17 protein-coding genes and 1 pseudogene are annotated in these 23,026 nt (G+C 71.5%); 12 read left to right on the plus strand and 6 right to left on the minus strand.

Annotation, left to right across the window (positions count from 1 at the left end):
• Nucleotides 1-67: 67 nt before the first annotated feature.
• Nucleotides 68-922: a hypothetical protein gene (locus ACFUPX_RS10580; protein ID WP_383319294.1), complete on the plus strand. Its 855-nt coding sequence runs from the start codon at nucleotides 68-70 to the stop codon at nucleotides 920-922.
• A 38-nt stretch (nucleotides 923-960) separates the two neighbouring features.
• Here ACFUPX_RS10580 and ACFUPX_RS10585 read toward each other — a convergent pair whose 3' ends face one another.
• The 3 genes from ACFUPX_RS10585 to ACFUPX_RS10595 form a co-directional block, all read right to left on the minus strand.
• Nucleotides 961-4,380: a hypothetical protein gene (locus ACFUPX_RS10585; RefSeq protein ID WP_383319297.1), complete on the minus strand. Its 3,420-nt coding sequence runs from the start codon at nucleotides 4,378-4,380 to the stop codon at nucleotides 961-963.
• A gap of 191 nt (nucleotides 4,381-4,571) precedes the next feature.
• Entirely contained in the window at nucleotides 4,572-4,754 is a 183-nt protein-coding gene (locus ACFUPX_RS10590) for a hypothetical protein (RefSeq protein ID WP_383319300.1), read from the minus strand.
• A 142-nt stretch (nucleotides 4,755-4,896) separates the two neighbouring features.
• Nucleotides 4,897-5,952, minus strand: coding sequence for a fatty acid desaturase family protein (locus ACFUPX_RS10595; RefSeq protein WP_383319302.1), 1,056 nt, complete (start codon nucleotides 5,950-5,952; stop codon nucleotides 4,897-4,899).
• Nucleotides 5,953-6,199: 247 nt separating this feature from the next.
• Here ACFUPX_RS10595 and ACFUPX_RS10600 point away from each other — a divergent pair, with 247 nt between their 5' ends.
• From ACFUPX_RS10600 to ACFUPX_RS10615, 4 genes are all read left to right on the plus strand, one after another.
• Entirely contained in the window at nucleotides 6,200-9,067 is a 2,868-nt protein-coding gene (locus ACFUPX_RS10600; protein WP_383319305.1) for a DEAD/DEAH box helicase, read from the plus strand.
• Nucleotides 9,064-10,392: an SWF or SNF family helicase gene (locus ACFUPX_RS10605; RefSeq protein ID WP_383319307.1), complete on the plus strand. Its 1,329-nt coding sequence runs from the start codon at nucleotides 9,064-9,066 to the stop codon at nucleotides 10,390-10,392. The genes ACFUPX_RS10600 and ACFUPX_RS10605 overlap by 4 nt, the downstream gene beginning before the upstream one ends.
• Nucleotides 10,393-10,666: 274 nt before the next feature.
• A complete protein-coding gene (locus ACFUPX_RS10610; protein ID WP_383319310.1) occupies nucleotides 10,667-10,816 on the plus strand; it encodes a hypothetical protein in 150 nt (49 codons plus the stop codon).
• Between the two features lie 149 nt (nucleotides 10,817-10,965).
• A complete protein-coding gene (locus ACFUPX_RS10615; RefSeq protein ID WP_383319313.1) occupies nucleotides 10,966-12,318 on the plus strand; it encodes an esterase-like activity of phytase family protein in 1,353 nt (450 codons plus the stop codon).
• A 27-nt stretch (nucleotides 12,319-12,345) separates the two neighbouring features.
• On the opposite strand, the gene ACFUPX_RS10620 is transcribed toward ACFUPX_RS10615, so the two are convergent.
• Both ACFUPX_RS10620 and xylA read right to left on the minus strand, forming a co-directional pair.
• Nucleotides 12,346-12,768, minus strand: coding sequence for a hypothetical protein (locus ACFUPX_RS10620; protein ID WP_383319316.1), 423 nt, complete (start codon nucleotides 12,766-12,768; stop codon nucleotides 12,346-12,348).
• A gap of 246 nt (nucleotides 12,769-13,014) precedes the next feature.
• On the minus strand, nucleotides 13,015-14,181 hold the full coding sequence (gene xylA / locus ACFUPX_RS10625) for a xylose isomerase (RefSeq protein ID WP_383319319.1): 1,167 nt from the start codon (nucleotides 14,179-14,181) through the stop codon (nucleotides 13,015-13,017).
• Nucleotides 14,182-14,374: 193 nt separating this feature from the next.
• Between xylA and xylB the strand changes: the two genes are divergently transcribed.
• Nucleotides 14,375-15,838: a xylulokinase gene (gene xylB / locus ACFUPX_RS10630; RefSeq protein WP_383319322.1), complete on the plus strand. Its 1,464-nt coding sequence runs from the start codon at nucleotides 14,375-14,377 to the stop codon at nucleotides 15,836-15,838.
• A gap of 28 nt (nucleotides 15,839-15,866) precedes the next feature.
• Nucleotides 15,867-17,069, plus strand: coding sequence for an ROK family protein (locus ACFUPX_RS10635; protein WP_383319325.1), 1,203 nt, complete (start codon nucleotides 15,867-15,869; stop codon nucleotides 17,067-17,069).
• 32 nt (nucleotides 17,070-17,101) lie between these two features.
• Here the strand turns inward: ACFUPX_RS10635 and ACFUPX_RS10640 are convergent, their stop codons facing one another.
• Nucleotides 17,102-17,575, minus strand: a complete 474-nt coding sequence (locus ACFUPX_RS10640; protein ID WP_383319328.1) for a cupin domain-containing protein — start codon at nucleotides 17,573-17,575, stop codon at nucleotides 17,102-17,104.
• A 147-nt stretch (nucleotides 17,576-17,722) separates the two neighbouring features.
• Between ACFUPX_RS10640 and ACFUPX_RS10645 the strand changes: the two genes are divergently transcribed.
• The 5 genes and pseudogenes from ACFUPX_RS10645 to ACFUPX_RS10665 all read left to right on the plus strand — a co-directional run.
• Nucleotides 17,723-18,628, plus strand: coding sequence for a LysR substrate-binding domain-containing protein (locus ACFUPX_RS10645; RefSeq protein ID WP_383319331.1), 906 nt, complete (start codon nucleotides 17,723-17,725; stop codon nucleotides 18,626-18,628).
• Between the two features lie 69 nt (nucleotides 18,629-18,697).
• Nucleotides 18,698-19,636: a MerR family transcriptional regulator gene (locus ACFUPX_RS10650; RefSeq protein WP_383319334.1), complete on the plus strand. Its 939-nt coding sequence runs from the start codon at nucleotides 18,698-18,700 to the stop codon at nucleotides 19,634-19,636.
• Nucleotides 19,637-19,803: 167 nt separating this feature from the next.
• Nucleotides 19,804-20,919, plus strand: coding sequence for an MFS transporter (locus ACFUPX_RS10655; RefSeq protein WP_383319337.1), 1,116 nt, complete (start codon nucleotides 19,804-19,806; stop codon nucleotides 20,917-20,919).
• Nucleotides 20,920-21,138: 219 nt separating this feature from the next.
• On the plus strand, nucleotides 21,139-22,554 hold the full coding sequence (locus ACFUPX_RS10660; RefSeq protein WP_383319339.1) for a tetratricopeptide repeat protein: 1,416 nt from the start codon (nucleotides 21,139-21,141) through the stop codon (nucleotides 22,552-22,554).
• A gap of 297 nt (nucleotides 22,555-22,851) precedes the next feature.
• Nucleotides 22,852-22,998: pseudogene (locus tag ACFUPX_RS10665) on the plus strand (acetamidase); the annotation flags it as partial.
• Between the last annotated feature and the right edge of the window lie 28 nt (nucleotides 22,999-23,026).

Consider the following 23,026-nt stretch of genomic DNA (forward strand, 5'->3'; position numbering starts at 1 on the left):
CCCCCTCGACGATCAAGCGGACCTGTGGTTAGGGTGCGCCGACGGATGAAGCGATGGGGAGGCTGGCATGGCCGGAACGGACGACGCTGTCGCCGCCGAGGACGACGCGCTGTACGTGCTGACCGCGGTGCTGCTGACACCTGCGAAGTTCCCGAGCGTTCTCGGTGACGACTATCCGGAGGCGTGCGCGGCCCTGGGGCTCGCACCCCTCGCCGCCGGGTACGGCCTGGTGCTCGGTCAGGACGGTGCGGGCGCCCGGTGGACCGTCGTCGTCGACGACGTATCGCTCGTGGCCGTCGCGATCGCCTCCTGGGACTGCGGCATGGAGTACGACCTGTCACCCGACGAGCGCACGGTGGTCGCCGCGCTGCCCGGCTGGCCGCTCGCGGTCGCCGTCGCGGCGCCCAACGTGCCCGCTCCCCACGACCCCGAGCCCGAGGAAGCGGACGAGAAGCCGCTCTCGCCGCCTCAGGCCGACATCTGGGGTCCTGCTCAGCGTCGGCTCGGCGCCGACGAGATCGCGCTCCAGTGGACGGCGTGGCGCGAGCAGATCGACGACGCCGACTTCCTGGCCGACAGCACCGAAGAAGGCACGGACACCGGCGAGGCACCCACGGCCGATGCCGATGCCGATGCCGACAGCGATCAGGCTCCGCCCACCGGCGTACGCCGCGTCCTGGCGGAAGCACGGGCGTACGTGAGCACGCCACCGCCCCTGGGCCGCGTACGGTCGTCGTTCGCTTCCGGAGAGGCCCGCATCTTGCGTGCCGACGGTCCTGGCTGGTCAATGGTCGCCAGGACCGACGACATCGCGTTCGTACTTCTCGACGAAGAGCCGGGAGAAGTGCTACCGGTGGGACGCGGACCCGAACTCCCCTGGCTACTCGACGCGCTCGACAAAATGGCCGTACGCCCCGCCTGACCCCCTTGATCCCCCTGGTCTCCTGGTCATGTGTCTGCTCAGGGGTTCTGCTCGGGGTCGAGGAGCATCGCTGCCATCGCCGTGTCGTGGTCCGCGTGATCGCGCAGAGCCACGAGTTCAGCGCGCCAGGTCTCGTCCCATGACGTCGCCCGGCCACCGACGCGCACCAGCGCGAGTGCCAGCGCCCCGGCCACCGAGGTGCCCCGCTCGCGCAGCAGGCGGACCGCGGCCAGCAGCGCCCCACGCGCGCGTGGCGTCGGAGCATCGAGGTGCAATCCGTTCCCCAGGGGCAGCCGTTCGGGGCGTTCCTCGACCAGCGCCAGGAACCGCTGCCAGCGGGCCGGCCGATGCTCGCCGTGGCGCAGGGCCGCCAGCGTCGTGTCCCATGTCAGAGCCGCCTCATCGGTGTAGAGGCCCACGGTGTGCAGCGCCAAGGCCAGGTCGTCGGCGATGAGCAGCGTCCTGGGCGAACCTTGGCGGACGCGCAGGGCCTCGCTGACGCCTGCCAGACGACGGAGCGCGTCGGCGCGCGCCTGCGGATCCGCCGTGACGGCATGTTCCTGGAGCCGCCGGATCACCTCCTTGAGGATGGGCCCTCCTACCGGCCCCAGGGGGAACCAGGCGAGCTGCTGTGCGGCCTCGTGCCACTCGCGTCGGCGCCGCCCCGGGTCCGTCGCGACATCGGCGACGGCGCGCAGGGCGCCGACCGATTCCGGGGTGAACCATGCGGGCAGGGCGCGGCACGCGGCGACGACGGTCTCTTCGTCGCCTTCCCTCACCAGGCGGGCCAGGAAGTCCGCGTAGGGCTCACGCGCGGACTCGCTCACGGGCCCCACGCGCGCGTGGACCACCGCTTCACGTACGGCGGGCTCGTCGGCCGCCCGAGCCAGGCGGTCGGCGATGGCGGGGCGGTCGATCGCGGCAAGGAGGTGGCGTGCCACGACCGCGCGTACGTCACGGTGTTGGCCCGGTTCGTCCCAGGCCGCCACCAGGGCGTCGAACGCCGCGTCACCGGTGAGCGCGCCCAGGGCTCGGACCGCCTCCTTCCGCGAGCCGACGGGTGCATCCGTCGCACGGGCCACAGGGGCGAGCAGGGCGACCGCCTCCGGGTCCGGCACGGCCTCCAGAAGTCGCCGGACGGAGGCCATGGCGGCCCGCCCCCGGACGCCGCCCGTCGCGGTGTGCCGGAGCAGGACGTCCAGCAGTGGCTCGGTCGGCGGCGGTGCGCCGCCCTGAACCATCCCAAGCACGTCGCCCAGTGCGCCAAGTGCCGCCGCCGCGACGGGCTGTGGCGCCGACTGCGCGAGGGTCGTGAGCAGCACCGGTTCACGCACCTGCGCTGCCGCGTCGGCACGGGTACGCAGCGGGGCCAGCTCATCGGCGGCCACGCGCGCGTGGTGTTCGTCCCAGGCGCGGCGCTGCTCGGGCAGCCAGCGGCCGGTGACACCGGGGTGCAGTCCCCCGGCCCAGGCCGCGGCTCGGGGGCCCACCCGGCCCGCCAGCCCCTCTCGGGCGGCGAGCAGCACGGAGTCCAGCAGGTCGGTGCGCCGGGTGGCGACGGTACGCAGGACGACCGGTACCGAGGCGAACGAAGTATCGCGGCCGATCAGTTCGGCGCTGCGTTGCTCCCGCAGCCCGGTAGGCGCGGTCCAGGCGGCTGCCGCGCGGGCCGCGATGTCCGGGTCGCCGGATTCCAGGGCCATGGCGCGTACCAGAGCGTCGAGTTCGGGCAGCGCGGCGAGGTGCGGTGCGAGGAGTTCCGCGATGGCGATGCCGAGCTCGGGGCGCGCTGGTGTGCCCCGCGATGGCGCGGACCAGACGGCACGCGCCGCTTCCTCGCTGAGGCGCAGCGGCGCGACGGGGTGGCGGGAGCGCGGGTCGGACACGACATGGCAGAGCAATTCCGTGGCGTAGGCGGCACGGTTGAGCCTGCCGGTAGCAGCGGCGCTCTCGGCGGCGCGGCGGAGCAGGCGCTCGGCCGCGGCCAGGGTGTGGGTGGTGGAGTCGCGGGACTGGACGGTGGTCAGCGCCACGTCACGAAGGACCCGGTCGGGCAGCGCTGCGAGGAGATCCGGGGCCGTGCCCGCTAGCTGCTGGAGAGCGGCCCTGCGTACCTCCTCCTGGTCGTGCCAGGCTCGCTCGCAGTCCCCGGCGATGCGCGCGAACTCGTCCGGGTCGCCTTCGAGCTCCGCGCAGGCGAGCAGCGCGGGCCAGGCCATCAGGCGCTGGTGGATGCGGTGCTGGCCCGCCATGTCGCGCAGGAGGGGTTCTCCCAGGGCGAGCGGGAGCGCGGCGGCCAGGCGGCTCGATGTCCACGCCTGACGTGACCAGCGCTCCACCCAGGGCATGAGGAGCGCCGCCCTGTCGGCCGGTGCCAGGGCCGTGAGTGTGGCTATGTGAAGGCTGCGCACCGAGCGGCGACGGGCCATGCGTTCCTCGACCAGGCGGCGGCGTTCCGGTGCGGGCAGCAGCATCAGCAGGCTGTCGGGCTCGATGTCGTGGCGTCCCGGTCCTTGATGCCGTGGCTGTGTGACGGGGCAGCGCAGGGCGAGGTCCACCAGGTCCGGGGGCAGGAGTTCGCGCAGGGCACGCCGCGTGGCTGGTGGCAGCATCCCGGCGCAGAGCCGTAGTTCGTGGGGAGTGCCGTCCTGGTTCGGTGGGGCCGCGCGCAGGATCTCCAGGGCCCTGGCGGGATGGCGCAGCAGTGCGCGGGCCGCTTGAGGCGTCAGGAGATCGGGGGTCCGTGCCAGGAGCAGCAGTCCGGCTTCCGGGTCGCGTTGGGCGGCCAGGCTCGCGATCGCGCGGTTGCGGCCCGTGAAGCGGTGGCGGTGTCGGCCGCGGTTGGCACGGCTCTCGCTCTGGGTGACGAGCAGGCGGGCCACGGCGAGCGGTGCCGTGCGGGTCAGCTGGTTCAGTACGCCCGCGGGCGGATCTAGTCGGGGAAGCCAGGTGCCGACCGTCTCGGCGGGGCATGCGGGCAGAAGCCGGGCGGCGTCCCCGGCGCCGAAGCGTTCGGCGACCTCCGGCAGGAGGCGGGCGGCGAGGGTGTGACGGCGGCTCAGGCGAAGGACGCGGTACGTCTCGTGCCGCGCCGCCCTGGTGTCGCTCAACGCGAGCTGCTCCAGGGACGCTTCCGGCACGGGAAGCCGGATGGCGGCCGAGAGGGCGCGGCGGCGCAGCAGGGGGTCGGTCAGGGCCTCGGCGACGGTGGTGAGATCGCGCCGGGTCACGGCGAGGAAGAGGCCGGTGTGCCGCTCGTCGGAAGTGCCGGCTGCGAGGGCGTCGCGAAGGGCCTCGTACGCGTCGGTGGTGAGCGCGCGGGCGTAGCGGGCGAGGGCGCCCATGCGGGCCGGGAAGGGCAGTGGGTCGAAGTGGGCCTTCAGCCAGGCCGCCGTCAGCGGCGCGGGTGTGGGCTGAGGCGGGGAGGACGGCGTCTGCGACGCCTCGCGTGCGGCCATCAGCGATCACCGAGGGATCGCTGGGCCTCCTTTCGGGAAGTCATGTGCGCCATGGTCACCGCCGCACAGCTGGGGCGCAACGGGTTTTCCGCTCGCGGAGCCGCGCTGGGCAGGACCGCGAGCGGAGCAGCCGTCAGCCCCTGTTCGTCGAGCGTCCGCTCATCGGTGCGGTGCCCCTCCGGAGTGCCGGGTCAGTGGCCGAGCTCCTTGCGGGAGACGCGGCGCAGCCTGCGCCTCTGTCCGGGGTCGAGGGTCAGATAGGCCGCGGCCGGGACCCCGAGCACGATCACGAGGGCGGCCCACCAGGGCAGCCAGATCAACAGGATGATGCCGGCCGCCACACCTCCTGCGGCGATCTTCGCGTTCTTCGACATGTGCGTCGCCTCCTTCGCGGCTGTTGCCGCTCTCTGTCTTGGGAAACGGCCTCGGACCGCCCACAGTTCCAGTCTGCTCCCCTGACAGACCCCTGAGGAGCGACCCTGACACAACCCTGAGACGCACCGCGGGTCCGTGTGGCTACTCGACCCTCAGCGGCTCGCCGACCTCGTACATGTGGCGCAGTACCTGCCGGTAGGAGTCGAGGAATCCGGCCTCTGTGTACGGCATGCCCAGCTCGGCGCAGTGGGCGCGGACCAGGGGCTGGGCGCGCCGCAGGCTGGGGCGGGGCATGCTGGGGAACAGGTGGTGCTCGATCTGGTAGTTGAGTCCGCCCAGGAACCAGTCGGTCAGCACGCTGCCGCGGACGTTGCGCGAGGTGAGGACCTGGCGGCTGAGGTGACCCCACCGCTCCCCGTCGGGGTCGGGCATCTCCATGCCCTTGTGATTGGGCGCGAAGGCCAGTCCCAGGTGCAGCCCGAAGAGCGCCTGGTGGATGGCGGCGAAGACAAGGGCGTGTCCCACCGGCATGGTGGCGAGCAGGAGGCCCACGTATCCGACGAGGTGCGCCACCAGGAGAAAGCCCTCAAGGACGCGCTCGCGCGGGGACTGGCGGCGCAGGTCCTGGAAGCCGTAGATCTTCATGGCGATGCCCTGGAGCAGCGTCAGCGGGAAGAACAGCCAGGCCTGGTTGCGGGTGAGCCAGCGCCGGAAGCCCAGGCGGACCCTGGCCTGCTTGCTGGTCCAGACAAGGATGTTCGCGGCGACGTCCGGATCCTTCTCGAGGTGGTTGGGGTTGGCGTGGTGGCGGTTGTGCTTGTCGTTCCACCAGGCCGAGCTCATGCCGAGGAGGAGGTTGCCGTGGATGAGGCCGATGGCGCGGCTCACGCCTCGGTCGCCGGTGATCTGGGAGTGCCCCGCGTCGTGGCCTATGAACGCCGTACGGGCGCAGAGCACGGCCAGGACGGGCGCGAGGAGGAGCACCCACCACGAGCCTCCGATGAGGAACATGCCCGTCGCGACGGCGGCCAGCGCCACGGTGTTGACCACGATGGTGCGGGCGTACCAGCCGGTGCGGCGGCCCAGAAGACCCTGCTCCTTGACGGTGCGCAGGAGAGGCGCGAAATCGCTCCCGGCGGGCTGCCTTGTGGTGGTGCCTGGGGAGCGCTCCGCGACTGCGGCGGCGGCCTGGGACATGGTGAGGTCTCCGGTCTCTGACTGGATCGGGCTGACGCGACACAACGTATGAGCCGGTGACCTGGGACAACCATGGCGCCTTCACCCGTCTTGGAAGGGGGCCAGCACCGTCTGGAAGGGGGGTTAAGTACACCACGGGGATGGCGTGACGGGGATCACTCCATGATCGCTCACGACTAGGGCGGGGCGTGCTGTACCCTCGGCGACTCCGGTCCTAGTAGTCAAGTTTGAGGAATGCGCCATCGCCGTGCCCAGGCTCCCTGCCGCGTCACCTTCCGAGATCTCTGAACTGTCCCGCTGTTCTGTGCTGTTCGTATCCGCCGACCCGGCACGCATGGGCCGGGTCGCCTTCTGGCACCCCGACGGGGACGCACCGCCCGCCTGCTCCGCGGGCGCTGTCGAGGAGCTGACCCTCGCCGTGCCGGGAGACCAGGGAGCGCAACTCACCGATGTGTCGGCGGTGGTGCTCCCGGTGCGCACGGCACTTCCGGTGCTGACACGCGTGCGTGCCACGGCCGAAGCTCACCCGACCGCCGCGTTCTGGGGAGCGGCGAGCGTGCTGGCACTGCAATTCGTCGCGCGCGGGCTGCTGTTGCCCGGACTGACGTCGAGCGATCACGACGCGTGGCGCTCGGGCCCGCTGGGCGCCGACGACCTGCGACGCCTGCGCGATCTGGCCGCCGCGATGCCCCCTGCGGCGCACGCCCTGCCGCTGGGCGACACCGAGCCGCTGCGGCTGCCCGAACCCGAGCGGCTGCTGCGCCAGTTCCTCGACGCGGTGGCCGATACGCTGCCGCGCTCCCCCGCCGCGACGCTGGTCGCCGGCGCTCCGGCCTTCGCCTCGCCGCGGCCCCAGTCCATCCCCGAACAGCGCCCGTGGGCCGCCGATGTCGCCGCAGGGCACGACGCGGGCGTACGCATCTCGCTGCGCGTCGAGGTGCCCGGCCTGATGTCGGACACCTCCGACGGGGCCCGGCTGCCGTTCCGCGCCGTGCTGCAGATGCACAGCGTCAGCGACCCCTCGCTCGTCGCGGACGCGGCCGAGGCATGGGCCGGTTCCGGAGCTTCCGGGCAAGCCTTCGGGCCGCGGTCACGGATGGACGCCCTGCTCGCCCTGCGTCGCGCCACGCGCGCGTGGCCGCCGCTCGCCCCGCTGCTCTCGGCCACCGTCCCCGATGCGATCGAGCTCGCCGACGAAGAGGTCACCTCGCTCCTTGGCGAGGGGGCCCGCATGCTCGCCACCGCGGGTGTCGAGGTGCACTGGCCCAGGGAGTTGGCGCGCAATCTGACCGCCCGTGCGGTCATCGGCCCGCCCGAGGACGAGGCGAAGGAGCCGGACAAGCCGTCCTCGGACACGCCGTCCTACCTCTCCGCCGACGCCCTGCTCACCTTCAACTGGCGGTTCGCGCTGGGCGGTCAGCAACTGTCCCGCGAGGAGCTTGACCGTCTCGCCGAAGCCAACCGCCCCGTGGTGCGCCTGCGCGACCAGTGGGTCCTGATCGACCCCGAAGAGGCACGGCGCGCTCGCGCGCACCAGGACCACAAGCTCACGCCGATCGACGCCCTGAGCGCCGTCCTGACGGGCACCACCGAAGTGGCGGGGCGCCGGGTGGACGTCCAGCCGACGGGCTGGCTCGCCACGCTGCGCGAACGCTTCGCCGACCCCGAGGGCATGGAGCCCGTCGGCCAGCCCGAAGCACTCGCCGCGGACCTTCGCGATTACCAGCTGCGCGGCCTGAACTGGCTGGCCCGGATGACCTCCCTGGGCCTTGGCGGCTGCCTCGCGGACGACATGGGGCTCGGCAAGACGATCACGCTCATCTCCCTGCATCTGCACCGGCAGTCGGACCGTGAGTCCGCAGGGCCCACCCTCGTCGTCTGCCCCACGTCCCTCATGGGCAACTGGCAGCGCGAAATCGAGAAGTTCGCCCCCGGCACCCCCGTACGCCGCTTCCACGGCGCTCAGCGCAGCCTGGAGGACCTTGCCGACGGGGAGTTCGTGCTTACCACGTACGGCACAATGCGACTCGACGCGGACAGCCTGGCGCGCGCCTCTTGGGGAATGGTCGTCGCCGACGAGGCCCAGCACGTCAAGAACCCCTACTCCGCCACCGCCAAACAGCTGCGCGCCATCGGGGCACGCGCACGCGTGGCGCTCACCGGCACCCCCGTGGAGAACAACCTCTCCGAGCTGTGGGCCATCCTCGACTGGACGACACCGGGCCTGCTCGGCAAGCTCGGCACCTTCCGCACCCGGTACGCCCAGGCCGTCGAAAGCGGCACGGACCCGTCGGCCGCCGAGCGGCTCGGCCAGCTCGTACGCCCCTTCCTGCTGCGCAGGCGCAAGTCCGACCCGGGCATCGCGCCCGAACTGCCGCCCAAGACGGAGACCGACCGGGCCGTTTCCCTCACCACGGAGCAGACGGGCCTCTACGAAGCGGTGGTGCGCGAGACACTCGCGGAGATCTCCGGAGCCGACGGCTTCGCCCGCCGCGGCCTGATCGTCAAGCTGCTGACCGGCCTCAAACAGATCTGCAACCACCCCGCGCAGTACCTCAAGGAGGACAAGCCGCGGATCGAGGGCCGTTCCGGGAAACTGGAGCTCCTCGACGAGCTGCTCGACACGATCCTCTCCGAAGACGCGAGCGTGCTCATCTTCACGCAGTACGTCCAGATGGCGCGGCTCATCGAGCAGCACCTGGCGGCCCGCGGCACCCCGTCCCAGTTCCTCCACGGCGGTACGCCCATCGCGGCGCGCGAGGCGATGGTGGAGCGCTTCCAGGACGGCGAAGTACCCGTCTTCCTACTGTCGTTGAAGGCGGCGGGCACCGGTCTGAATCTGACCCGGGCCGAGCACGTCGTGCACTACGACCGCTGGTGGAACCCCGCCGTCGAGGCTCAGGCCACCGACCGGGCGTACCGCATCGGGCAGACGCAGCCGGTGCAGGTGCACCGGCTGATCGCGGAGGGGACGATCGAGGACCGGATCGCGGACATGCTGCTGCGCAAGCGGGAGTTGGCGGACGCGGTCCTGGGTTCGGGCGAGGCCGCGCTGACCGAACTCACCGACTCCGAACTGTCGGATCTGGTGGAGCTGCGAGGGGGGACGCGATGAGCGACATGCACGAGGAGCCGAACGGCGACACACACGCGGACGGCCGCCATGGGGAAGGCGCTTACGAACAGGAGCGCACCTTCGCCGCACTACCGGCCACGCACGGGCGGGGCTTCGCACAGAGCTGGTGGGGGCAGGCCTGGCTGAAGGCGCTCGAGGACACGGCGCTGGACCTCGCACAGCTGAAGGCCGGACGCAGGCTCGCGCGCGCGGGAGCCGTGGGCGCGGTCTCGGTGCGACCCGGCCGGATCACCGCGGTCGTCCAGGACCGTGACGGCACCCCGCGCCGCTCCGACGTACTGCTGCAGCGGCTCAGCGAGGACGAATGGGACCGCTTCCTGGGCATGGCCGTCGAGCGGGCCGGACACATCGCGGCGCTCCTGGACCGCGAGATGCCGCCGCACCTGGTGGAGGACGCGGCGGCAGCGGGTGTCGAGCTTTTGCCCGGCATCGGTGACCTGGAGGCGGAGTGCGACTGCGACGCGTGGGACCACTGCGGGCACACCGCCGCACTCTGCTACCAGGTGGCCCGGCTGCTCGACCAGGATCCGTTCGTGCTGTTCCTGATGCGTGGCCGCGCCGAGCGCGAACTGCTGGATGAGCTGCAAGTACGCAGCGTGGCGCAGGCCGAGACCGAGGAGACCCCGGCGCAGGAGCAGGAGGGGGCCCAGGAAGGCGTGGACGCCGACGAGGCGTACGCGGAGGGGTCCATCCTGCCGCCGCTGCCCGGCCCTCCTTCGCTGCCCTCTGAGCCGGGTCTGCCGCCTTCGCTCGACACGGAGGCCGAGCCCGCGCCCGGTCTCGACGTGGCGGCACTGGAGTTCCTGGCGGCGCAGGCCGCCGTGGAGGCGCGCCGGCTGTTGGCCGAGGCGCTCTCGCCCGGACACGAACGGCAGTTTCTCGATCAGGAATTGACGCTGGAGGAGGACGCCGTACGTCTCGCCGCCGCGGCTCCTGCCGCGCCGGTGTCCGTACGTCTCGCGGCCGCGGCCGACCGTGGCAGGGACGGGCTCGCGCTGGCCGTGCGCGCCTGGGAGTACGGAGGTCCGGCCGCGCTGTCCGTCCTGGAGGAGGAGTGGACCCCTGAGGCGGACGCACTGGCACGCGCGCGTGCGGCGCTGGACGCGGCCTGGGACGACGGCGAGCGGCCACGGCTGCGCGCCGCCCGCAATCGCTGGACGGTGGTCGGGAGCGACGCCCAACTGCGGCACGGGACCGACGGCCGCTGGTGGCCCTACCGCAAGGAGCGCGGCCGCTGGACCCCGGCGGGCCCGGCGGCGCACGACCCGGCGACGGCACTGGCCGTGGTGAGCGGCGCCGAGTAGAGCAGGCAGGTCCGGTGCCGGCATCCTCATGCGCCTGCACCGGACAGAGGCGCTGCCCACTGGCGACCGCGTCCGCCCGCCGCAGAGGTAGCGTCCCGAGGCGGGCCACCGGAGGCGATCACGTCGTGAAGCAAGCCACCCACCGTGTTCACGCCACCGAAGCACGCCTGCTGGCCGGAACGCGCACGGCGGCCACCGGCGTATCCACGCCGCTCACACACACGCCGGGAACACCGGCGCATGCACTCCCCCTGACCAGCGATTGAGCGCGAGCATGACATCCGCGAGTGTGGATCACACCGGATTCCGGGGGTATCGACCGCGACTGGACTCCCCCGTCCCGCAGGCCCCCGGAGCGAACGACTGCGTCAGCGTGATCCAGGCGAAGGGGGAGGACAAGGGCCAGGTGCCCAACTACCGCTGACCGGCCTGCGGGTGACGGCGGCGCCTCCTGCCCCTCGCGGGAGGCGCCGTCAGCACGCCCCCTCACGTTCACCTTTCTGCCTCCCTGTGTTCGCGGCGACGGCGAAGTCTGATGGCCGTCACCGAACACTCGCGCCCCAGGAGGCCCACATGTCCCCGCACGCCGCCCGCAAGCGTCGCGTCCGCCGTTCCGTCGCCGCGGGTGTGCCGATCGCCGTGCTCGCCGCGATCGCGGTGACCGGGACCGCCACCGGCGCCCCTGCCGGCGGCAAGGAGAAGGCGCCCCGCATCACGTCGAGGGCCACGCTGGACGACGTCCCTCTGGGCACGTTCAGCAATTCCCTGCTGCCCGGGACGGTGAGCGACGACCGCGGTGTGGATCTCGGCGGCATCGGCAGTGACACCTACCCGGCGGGCCGCAAGGGCGAGTTCTGGACGGTCACCGACCGGGGGCCCAACGGTCAGATCAAGGTGGACGGCAAGAAGCGACGCACCTTCCCCGTCCCCGGTTTCGATCCGGCGATCGTCAAGATCCGCGTGTCCGGCGACACCGTGAAGGTCGTCGACGCGCTCCCGCTGACGACCTCCTCCGGGAAGCCCGTCTCCGGTCTGTCGAACCAGGCGGGGCGCGACGAGGCGCCGTACACCTACGACGCCAAGAAGCCGCTGACGTACGACCCGAACGGCCTGGACACCGAGGGCATCGTGCGGTCGCACGACGGCAGCTTCTGGCTGGTCGACGAGTACGGGCCCTCGCTCGTCCATGTCTCCGCCCGCGGGAAGGTGCTCAAGCGCTACGTCCCCCAGGGCCTGAAGCTGTCGGGCGCCGACTACCCGGTCATCGAGGCGCTGCCGGGCATCCTGCTGCATCGCAAGGGCAATCGCGGCTTCGAGGGGCTGGCTCAGCTCCCGGGCGGGGACCTGGTGATGGCGGTCCAGAGCCCGCTGTCCCTGCCCGACGAGGACGCGGGCGACGCTTCCCGGACGACGCGGCTGCTGCGCTTCTCGCCGAAGAAGCAGACGGTCACCGCCGAGTACGCCTACCGCTTCGACGCGGTGGGGGTCGTCGACCCGGGCGAGGACGACACGTCCGAGTTGAAGATCTCCTCCGTGGTGGCCCTCGGCCGTGACCAGCTGCTCGTCGAGGAGCGCACCGACAAGGCCGCGCGGCTGCAGACGGTGAAGCTGGACCGCCGCTCCGACATCCTCGGCGAGCAGTGGGACGATGCCGCCACGAAGCCCTCCTTGGAGCAGCTCGACGATCCGGCCGCCTCCGGAGTACCCGTCCTGAAGAAGCGCCTCCTGGTCGACCTGGGCGCCATCGACGGTGTACCCGACAAGATCGAAGGTGTGGCCCGCGTCAACAGCCACACCCTGGCCCTGATCAACGACAACGACTTCGGGATGACGGACGGGGCGGAGGCGTTCGACCAGGACGGCCGGCTCGTGGACAGCGGTGTGGAGACCACGGTGACGTACGTGCGGCTGCCGAAGGGCATCTGAATCGGCGACCCGCATTCAACGCGCCGGTCAGGAGTCCGGGTTGATGACGCCCACCTTCAGGAAGAAGTAGCGCACTTCATGGCCGGCACTGTCTGTATTGCCGGTGTTGTCAGCGCGGGACGGGACCAGGGAGTCCAGGTCGCTCGGCAGATCGCTGGGGAAGTCCGACGGCAGGCCGCTGGGCAGGTTCGAGGGAACCTCCGACGGCAGCTCGGAGGGGATCTTCGAGGGGATGCTCAGCGACGGGGTGGGCTTGCCGTCCGAGCTCTCGCCGGTCTCGGAGGGGCCCTTCTTGTCACCGGATCCATCGCCGCTGGTGGCCACAAGGACCACCGCGACGACAGCTCCGATCGCGACGAGCACGGCGAGCAGGACGAACAGCCCGCCCCGGCGCCCGGACGGCCCTCCTGGCGCCGGCTGAGGCGGCCACCCGTCTCCTCCAGGGGGCACACCGCCGCCTCCCGCGGGAGGCCATCCCCCGCCGCCGGGAGGTGGTCCGTACCCGTCCCCCGGAGGCGGACCGTACCCCCCTCCGGGCGGGCCGAAGCCGCCATCACCCGGAGGGGGTGCGTCACCCGGCGGAGGAGGAGGCTGCGGCGGTACGGGCGGCATGGCCATACCGTCAAGAGTCGCCGCGAAAGGGTCAAGATGCGACCCCTGTGCGGGATTTGATGCCTCCGGAGTGAGGGCCGCCGGTCAGCCCCGAGCCCCCAGGAGATGATCCATGGCCAGCTGGTCGAGGTGCTCGAAGGCCATGCCACGCTCCGCGGCGGCCGTCACGTCGAAGTCCTCGAAGGCACCGCGGTCTGCCAGCAGCCCGGAGATGCCGTCCTCCGCGGTCGGCAGTGCCAGTTCGTCCAGGCGGGAGGCCCGCAGAGCCTCCTGGACCGCCGGGTCGGCACGGAAGGCGGCCGCACGCTCCCGAAGGATCAAGTAGTTGCGCATTGAGCCGGATGCCGACGCCCACACGCCCGCGTAGTCCTCCGTACGCGGCGGCTTGAAGTCGAAGTGCCGGGGGCCCTCGTAACCGCCCCTCTCCAGGAGGTCGACCAACCAGAAGGCGCTGCGCAGGTCGCCCGCCCCGAAGCGCAGGTCCTGGTCGTACTTGATGCCGGTCTGGCCGTTGAGGTCGATGTGGAAGAGCTTGCCCGCCCAGAGGGCTTGGGCGATGGAGTGCGGGAAGTTGAGGCCGGCCATCTGCTCGTGGCCCACTTCGGGGTTGACGCCGAACAGCTCGGAGCGCTCGAGCCGCTCGATGAAGGCGAGGGCGTGTCCGACGGTGGGCAGCAGGATGTCGCCGCGCGGCTCGTTCGGCTTGGGCTCGATCGCGAAGCGCAGGTCGTATCCCTGCTCCGTCACGTAGTCGGCGAGCAGGTCGAAGGCCTCCTTCATGCGGTCGAGAGCGACACGTACGTCCTTGGCCGCGCCGGACTCGGCGCCTTCCCTGCCGCCCCACGCGACATAGGTGCGCGCGCCCAGCTCCACCGCGAGGTCGATGTTGCGGATCGTCTTGCGCAGCGCGTAACGGCGTACGTCCCGGTCGTTGGCGGTGAACGCCCCGTCCTTGAAGACGGGGTGCGTGAAGAGGTTCGTGGTCGCCATCGGGACGACGAGGCCCGTCGCGTCCAGCGCCTGGCGGAAGCGCTTGATGTGCGATTCGCGCTCGGTGTCCGTGGCGCCGAAGGGGATCAGATCGTCGTCGTGGAAGGTCACTCCGTAGGCACCCAGTTCAGCGAGGTGACGCACGGAGTCGGCCGGGTCGATGGCCGCCCTGGTCGCGTCCCCGAACGGGTCCCTTCCCTGCCAGCCTACGGTCCACAGGCCGAAGGTGAACTTGTCCTCAGGAGTGGGCTGGTACGTCATGTGCGGCTCCCTGGATGACTGGTGCACAACTGCGTGGCCGACCCGGGCATGGCTGCATGCCCGCTCATGTGCGGCTGCCGAGACTATTTCGTCATGGCACTTAACAAATTAGTATCCAGAGGCATCCCTGGGAAGGTCGGACGGAAAGAAGTCCGGGCACACCCGGAAAGAGCCGCGGGAACGGAGACCCCCGATGTCATCAGCACCAGCAGCCGACGGGCCCCTCGTCGTCGGCGTGGACAGCTCCACGCAGTCCACCAAGGTCCTGGTCGTCGACGCCGCCACGGGCAGGGTGGTGGCCAGCGGTCAGGCCCCGCACAGCGTCAGCTCGGGGGCCGCCCGAGAGAGCGACCCCGAGGAGTGGTGGAACGCCCTGTGCGCGGCCCTCGACCAGTGCGGCGTCGCCGCGCGCGAGGCCGCCGCGGTCTCGGTCGGCGGCCAGCAGCACGGACTCGTCACGCTGGACGCCCGGTCCAGGCCGGTGCGCCCCGCGCTGCTGTGGAACGACGTGCGCTCGGCGACGCAGGCCCGCTCGCTGGTGGACCGCCTTGGGGGCCCGAAGGCGTGGGCGGAGCGCGTCGGGAGCGTGCCGGGGCCCTCTTTCACCGTGACCAAATGGGCCTGGCTCAAGGAGCATGAGCCCGAGGCGGCCCGCGCCACCGCGGCCGTGCGGCTCCCCCACGACTACCTCACCGAACGCCTCACCGGGTCCGGCACGACCGACCGGGGCGACGTCTCCGGTACGGGGTGGTGGGCGTCAGGGACGGAGGCGTACGACGAAGAGATCCTGGGCCTGGTAGGCCTGGACCCCGAGCTGCTGCCGCGTGTGGTCCGGCCCGGTGAGATCGCGGGCACCGTGCGCGGCAACGGCGAACTGCCCTTCTCCAAGGGCACGCTGGTCGCCCCCGGAACCGGCGACAACGCGGCAGCGGCACTCGGACTCGGCCTGCGCCCCGGCACCCCGGTGCTGAGCCTGGGAACGTCGGGCACCGTCTACGCGGTCTCCAGGCAACGCCCCGCGGATCCGACCGGAACGGTGGCGGGCTTCGCCGACGCGCGCGGCGACTGGCTGCCGCTGGCCTGCACCCTCAACTGCACCCTGGCCGTGGACCGGGTGGCCGAGCTGCTGAGCCTCGACCGGGAGGCGGTGGAGGCGGGCGGCGCCGTCACCCTGCTGCCCTACCTGGACGGCGAGCGCACCCCCGACCTGCCGCACGCTTCGGGGCTGCTGCACGGACTGCGGCACGACACGACCCCCGGGCAGCTGCTGCAGGCGGCCTACGACGGAGCCGTGCACTCGCTGCTCGGCGCCCTTGACCTGGTCCTGGAAGCGGACGCGGACCGCTCGGCTCCGCTCCTGCTCATCGGCGGCGGAGCCCGGGGCGCGGCCTGGCAGGACACCGTGCGCCGGCTTTCCGGACGTCCCGTCCAGGTGCCCGAGGCCCGGGAGCTCGTCGCGCTCGGCGCCGCCGCACAGGCCGCGGGCCTCCTCACCGGCGAGGATCCGGCGGCTGTCGCGCGGCGCTGGGGCACGGCCGAAGGGCCCGTACTGCCGCCTGTGGAGCGGGACGAATCGGCGCTCGCCCGGATCGCCGGGGTAGTCTCCGACGCGGCGCCGCTGCTCGGCGGCGCGGGCCACCAGGACGCACGGCCATGAGGACGGAAGAACAGGGACTGACGGGGGCATGACCGCACCACCGCACGACGCGCGCCAGGGCACGTCCGGAGCCCCGCTGCCCGACACCCAACAGGGGATGCGCCGCCGCAACCTCTCCCGCGTCATGCACGCCGTCGCGGCGCACGGGCCGCTCTCCCGTGCCGCCGTGGCCACCCGGATCGGTCTGACACGGGCCGCCGTCTCCACCCTGGTGGACGAATTGACCCGCTCCGGGCTCCTGGACGAGCTGGGCCCCGAGCGTCCCGGCAAGGTGGGCCGCCCCGGCTCCGCACTCGCGGTCAGCAGGAGCGGACCCGCCGGCATCGGCGCTGAAGTGGGCGTCGACCATCTCTCGGTGTGCGTCGTCGACTTGCGCGGGGAAGTACGCGCGCGTGCCGTGCGACAGGGCGACAACAGGGGGCGCGCTCCCCACCCGGTCCTCAAGGAACTCATCTCCCTGGTGCGGCAGGTGACCGACGAAGCCCAGCTCGCCGGGCTGCGTCCCGCGGGCCTGGCCGTCGCCGTGCCGGGCCTCGTCGCCCGCGGCACGGGGACGGTGGTCCGCGCCCCCAACCTCGACTGGCACGACGTCGACCTCGGCACGCTGCTGCCGGGCAGGCTGCCGCTGACGGTGGACAACGAGGCCAACTTCGGGGCTCTGGCCGAGCTGTGGCTCGGCGACGAGGCGCCGCAGGACTTCCTGCACGTCTCGGCGGAGATCGGCATCGGCGCCGCGCTGGTCGTCGACGGGCGGCTGCTGCGCGGGACACGTGGCTTCGCGGGCGAGTTGGGGCACGTCCCGGTGTGGCCCGACGGCCCGGCATGTCCGTGCGGCGGCCGTGGCTGCCTGGAGCAGTACGCGGGCGAGGAGGCGGTGCTGCGCGCGGCGGGCCTCGACCCGGGCGCGGACCGCGTCGTCCTGCTCGCGGAGCGCGCCGCGCAGGGCGACGAGAACGTACGCAACGCGCTGCACGGCGCCGGAACAGCGCTGGGCATCGCCCTCACCGGTGCGGTCAATCTGCTGGACCCGCGCTCGGTGGTGCTGGGCGGAGCCCTGTCGCGCCTCGCGCCGTGGCTGCTGCCCTCACTGGAGGTCGAGTTGAGGCGCCGCACAGCGGGCACGGCGTGCGACGTCGCTGTCTCCGGGCTGGGCTCCGACGGCCCCTTGCTGGGGGCCGCGCACTCGGTGGTACGGGCGGTGCTCGACGATCCGGCGGGTGCGGCGGCGTAAGGACCGGGCTTCCGATCGGGGTCAGTGCGGTGTCATCGCCACCGCGATCCCCCGACGAAATGCACGTCGTACCTCTCGTGGAGGTCGTCCATGCTGTCCCAGCCCGCCTCGCCTCTGGCGATGCGCCCCAGCTGCCGGAAGTACCCGAACCGTTCGATCCCCGGGGTGAGCACGGCGAAGAACTCCGCCGGACCGTCGGCCGACGCTCCGAAAGCATGCACCGTGCCGGGCGGCACCACGATCAGTGCGCCCTTGCCGACGGCCGTCAGGGTGTCGTCGACCAAAAACTCCATGGTGCCGTCGAGCACATAGAAGAGCTCCGTCGACAGGCGATGGCGGTGCGGGCGCGTTCCGTCTGCCCCGGGGGGCAGGACAAGCCGGTTGGCTCCCAGGAGGCCGCCGGTCGCTCGACTGTCCTCGAGCAGATGGAATCGGCCGCCTCCGGGCAGGGACACTTCCTCCGCGTCCCGTTCGTGGACGATCATGGCTTGCGGTTTGCGGGGCATGTCGTGCTCCTTCGGGCTGCGTGGTGGTCGTGCGGTTAAGTCCATCGCGGGAACACAGCGCGTCCAAGAAGCCGTTCACGAAGACAGTGATCACTTGCACTGATGAATGGCGGGGTGCGACCGGATGCGGGAGGGGCGGCGACGGCAGTGGAGCTTCGGCAACTCGAGTACTTCGTAGCGGTCGCGGACGAGGGCGGCTTCGGCCGGGCAGCCGTGCGGCTTCATGTCGTGCAGGCCTCGGTGAGCCAACAGATCGCCCGCCTCGAGCGCGAGCTGGGCGTACGCCTCTTCGACCGGACCACCCGCCGAGTGGGCCTGACAGCGGCCGGAGAACGGCTGCTGCCGGAGGTGCGGACCGCGCTCGCCGCCGCTGCCCGCGTGGGTCATGTGGCCGCTGAGATCGTCTCCGGTGGGCAGGGGGTGTTGCGGCTCGGCACTGCCCGAGCGTTCGCGGAACGCGTGCACCCCGCCCTCGACGTGCTGTCGGAGCGCGTTCCGGGACTTCGGGTCCGGTTGGTCCAAGAGGCCCGTGAGCGGCGTATCGACGCCCTACGGAGTGGGGAGTTGGATGCCGCGCTCGTCCGGGGTGAGGGACCGCCGCGAGGCCTGGCGGCGGTGCCGGTCTGGGACGACCCGTTGATCGTGGCTCTGCCCGCGACGCATCCACTGGCGGCCTTGCCGCGTCTCGAACCGACCGATCTCGCGGGCCTGCCCCTGCGGTTGGCCCCGCGGGGCCGGAATCCCGCCTTCCATGACCTGGTTACGGGGTTGCTGCGAACCTCCGGCATCGATGTGCCGGCCGGCCCGCACTTCACCACCTTGCAGGAGACTCTGACGGCGATCGCAGCGGATTCCGCGAGCGGCGCGGAGTCCTGGACCGTCTTCGACCTCGCCGGTGAGGTGCCCCCGGCCCGCCGTATCGCCTTCAGGCCGCTGCTCGGTGCGCGCTCGACCGTCAGCCTCGCCATGCGGCCGGGGCCGCTGTCCCCAGCGATCCGGCACCTGCTCACCGCCCTGAAGCCCGCAGATGCGCAGGAGGTACTGCGGCAGTAAATACTGCGCTCCATCCCCGTGGGTGACGAGGCTTGAGTCTCCAGTAGGGGGAGACGTGAAGGTGGGGACATGAACGGCGACACGCTCTACTCGATCGGTGATCTGGCGCGGCGGACCGGACTGACGGTCAAGACCGTCCGGTTCTACTCCGACGCGGGAATCGTGCCGCCCGCCGACCGCAGCCCGGCCGGCTACCGCTTGTACGGCACCGATGCCGTCGCCCGCCTTGATCTCGTACGCACCCTGCGCGACCTGGGGCTCGACCTTCCCACGATCCGGAAGGTCGTGGACCGTGAGGTCTCGCTCCCCGAGGTCGCCGCAGCGCACGCTGATGCGCTGGAGGTACAGATCCGTGTGCTGCGCCTGAGGCGCGCGGTCCTGACTGCGGTGGCCAAGCGCGGGTCCACGCCTGAGGAGTTGGAACTCATGCACAAGCTCGCCAAGCTCTCCGAGGACGAACGCCAACGTCTGATCGACGATTTCCTGGGCGCCGTCTTCGACAGCCTGTACGACCACCCTGCCTTCGCGGCGGTCACCCGCTCCCTCACCCCCGAACTGCCCGACGACCCCGAGGTCGAGCAGGTCGAGGCATGGGTGGAACTGGCCGAGCTGTTCCAGGATCCGGGGTTCCGCTCCACGATGCAGGGCATGGCCAGAGACCTGGCGGCCGATCGCGCCCCCGACGACAGCACCGGTATGCCCCGCGTCCTCGCCGAGGCCCTGCGCGCGAAGGTCACCCCGGCCCTGGCGGCAGGCGCCGACCCCGCTTCGCCCGAGGCCGAGCCCATCGTCGCAGCGCTCACGACGCACTACGCACACATCCTCGGCCTCCCCGACGATGTCGCCCTCCGGCGGCGTCTGGTGACCCGCTTGGAGACCATGGACGACCCTCGCAGGGACCGCTATCTGACACTCCTCGCGGTGATCAACGGCTGGCCCCCGCCGGAGAGTCTGGCGCCGGTGCTCGACTGGGCCCTCCTGGCCCTGCGTGCCCGAACGCCTCGATAGTGGGCCGGTCAATCGCGAGCCGGACCCGTTCGGCCCGTGCCGACGGCCCCGCCGAACGGACCGATACCTCATCGCGGCGACTTCTCTCCAGTTACCGGGACCTGAGGAACGTACCCGGCTTCTGGCGGCTCGCCACCATCGGCATGGTCTCGAAACTGCCGCCCAGCATGGTCGGATTGAGTCTGCTGCTCCTGGTCGGGCGGGACCACTCGTACGGAACCGCGGGCCTCGCGGTGAGCGGCTTGGCGGTCGGTCAAGGTGTCACCGCTCCCCTGCGGGGTCGGCTCATCGACCGTCTCTCTGCCCGTCCCGTGCTGCTGGGCTGTCTTGTCGCGTATCTGACGGTCACGCTGCTCCTGGTCCTGGTGGTACGCGGCGGCGGGTCCTTCGCCGCGATCCTGGCGCTCGCCGCGGGCATGGGAGCGAGCGCCCCGCCGGTCGCCGTCATGATGCGCTCCGTATGGCATCGCGGCACCACGGGCGGGTCCACGGACGGCTCCAGAGGCAGCCCCAGGGACATGGGGAGGCTGGCCAGCGCGATGGCCCTCGACTCGTCGATGATGGGGGCCGCGCTGATCACCGGTCCTGTGCTCGCCAGCTTGCTGAGTCTTTCCGTCTCACCGATCGCGCCCTTCGTAGTCGTGGCACTGGTGACGGCCGCCGCGGTCGGCCTGCTGATCAACTCAGCGAACCCGCCGCCACGTTCCGCACGGGCCGGGCACTGGCTCGGCCCTCTGACCTCGGCTCCCCTGCGGCGCCTGCTGGTCGCGGACGCCCTGTTCGTCATGGCGGTGACCGCGGTGGACGTGGTGCTGCCGATCTACGCACGGGAATACCACGCGGCCGGGTTCACCGGTCTGTACCTGGGTTTTCTTTCCGTCGGCAGCGTTCTCGGCAGCCTCGCCCTGGGCGCCGCACCGAATCTGCTGTCCCGTGGTCCCAAGATCTCCGTGCTGCTCTGTGTTTTCGCGGCAGGGACCGGTGCGCTGACGTTGGCCACGGCGGTGTCGCCTCTCGCGGTGCTCATGGTCTGCCCGCTGGCCGGTCTGGTCATCGGCTGCGCCTTCGCGACGTTGCGCACTACAGGCGGCGACCTCGCACCTGAGGGGCGCGTCACCGAGACGATGTCCTGGCTGAGCAGTTTCGACATGGTGGGTGGAGCGGTGGGCGCGGCCGTGTTCGCGTACATCGCGGCGGACGAGGGAAGCAGGGCGGCGCTTCTGCTGGTACCGGTGGTCGTGCTGCTGGCCGCGGTGACCGGCTGGAACACGCGGAAGCCGTGACGGCTCCGGGGCCAAGGAACGTCGGTATGTGCTGCGCGCCAAGGGGCGAGGAGCCGAAGACCGGAAGTGCCGAAGGGGAATCGGAGTTCGGTTCGGCAGTATGTCGTTCCGGTGAACCGAGCGTCGCTCTCGTATCGCGCGGGCAGAATCGCGAGACTGAACGGACTGAGCTGAACAGACTCAACAGACCGGACAGAGCCGACGGGAGAGGGGACAGCGATGGAAATGGACCGGCATGCGCACGTCCTGAGCGGCACCGGCGACGAAGCCGCGCGCCACTACGAGCGGGCACTCGACGCACTGTTGTTCTTCCGCGAGGAAGTCGCCGACGAGACGCAGGCCATGGTGGCCGCGTCCCCGGATTCCGCGATGGCGCACGTTTTCAGCGCCTACCTCGGCCTCCTCGGCACCGAGGAGCAGGAAGCGGCCGAGGCCCGGCGGTCTTTCGCGGCGTACCGCGACACCCTCGATCTTGCCGGGCTTTCACCGCGCGAGAGGATGCACGCGGCGGCTGCAGAGTCGTGGCTGGACGGGGACATGCTGCGGGCCGGCGCCATCCTCGGCGAGATCAGTACCGAGTTCCCTCGTGACGCCCTCGCCCTGGCCGTCGGTCATCAGATCGACTTCTTCACGGGCGACGCCCAGCGGCTGCGCGACCGGGTCGGTGGCGCGCTCTCCGCGTGGGACAGTGACGACCCGCATTTCGGCCCTCTTCTGGGGATGTACGCCTTCGGGCTCGAAGAGGCCGGGCGCTACGGCCACGCCGAGGAGATCGGGCTGCGAGCGGTCGAACGCCATCCACGGGATGTGTGGGGCATCCACGCGGTCGTCCACACGTACGAGATGCGGGGGCTGTTCGGCGAAGGAATCCGCTATTTGGACGCACGGACCGAGGACTGGGCCGACGGGAACTACCTTTCCGTGCACAACGCGTGGCACTACGCCCTGTACGCGTTGGAGGCGGGAAGCATTGAACGGGTCCTCGGCGTCTACGACAACACCCTCCACAACGAGGCTTCGCAGCCCGTTGCCATGGAACTGCTGGACGCCTCCGCCCTGTTGTGGCGGCTGCTCCTTGCCGACATCGACGTCGAGCCGCGCTGGGCGGTGCTCGCCCAGGCGTGGGCCGGGCGTGAGGTAGGCGCCCACTATGCCTTCAACGACGTCCATGCCGTGATGGCGTACGCGGGGGCCGGGCGGCTCTCCGATGCCGAGCGGCTGGTGAAGGACCGCGAGCTGTGGATCGCCCGAACCGATGCGGCGGTGTCGAACCACGCGATGACGCTCGAGATCGGGATCCCGGTGTGCCGCGCACTCATCGCCTACCGGCAGCGGCAGTACGACCGCGTGGTCGAGCTGCTCGCCCCGATCCGCTACCGCCTCAATTCCTTCGGCGGCAGCCACGCCCAGCGCGACGCCGTTCAGCGCACCCTGGTGGAGGCAGCCATCCGCTCCGGCCGGCACGATCTGGCGCGCACCTTGCTCAGCGAGCGCATCAACCTGCGCCCCATCTGCCCCTACAACTGGCGGGCCCGCGCCCGGCTGGCCGACCGGCTCGGGGACACGGTTCAGGCCGCGAGCGCCCGTACTCGCGCCGAGGAGCAGGCCGCTGTGGGGGCAGCCGCCCTGGGCTGAGCACGGCCGGTTCGCCCTTGCCCACGGGCTCCCTGCCCCTTCGGGCGCCCCTGGCCCCAGGGTCGCCCGGCCTCCTCCCCCCCTTGTCCTCCTTGTCCCCCTCAAGGGTGGCCGCGTTATCCACAATCACGGTGCTGTACACAGATTCAGGCTGCACCCTTCCGCCTCAACCAGCCTTCGCCGTAACGTAATTGAGGCAGGACGACATCGCCCCGACGGCGGTTTCGTGTCCACGTGGATCGGGGGATTCAGGTGTAGCGGAGCACAGACCTGGAATCCGACACCCACATCCTCCCCACCGGCGCCGAGTCGCCGCTCGCCACCGTCTGCGACACCAACTACACGTGCCTGGCCGAGATCCGCAAGGAGTGGCTTCTCGCGCGTGAAACTCACCGGGGGCTGTACGCGCGGCCGCGAGCGACGGCCAAGGTGCCGCCCCACTGAAGAGTCCAGCTGTTCCCCCCACCGAGAG

It is taken from the genome of Streptomyces sp. NPDC057302, from assembly GCF_042667685.1.
In the GTDB taxonomy this organism is placed as follows: domain Bacteria; phylum Actinomycetota; class Actinomycetes; order Streptomycetales; family Streptomycetaceae; genus Streptomyces.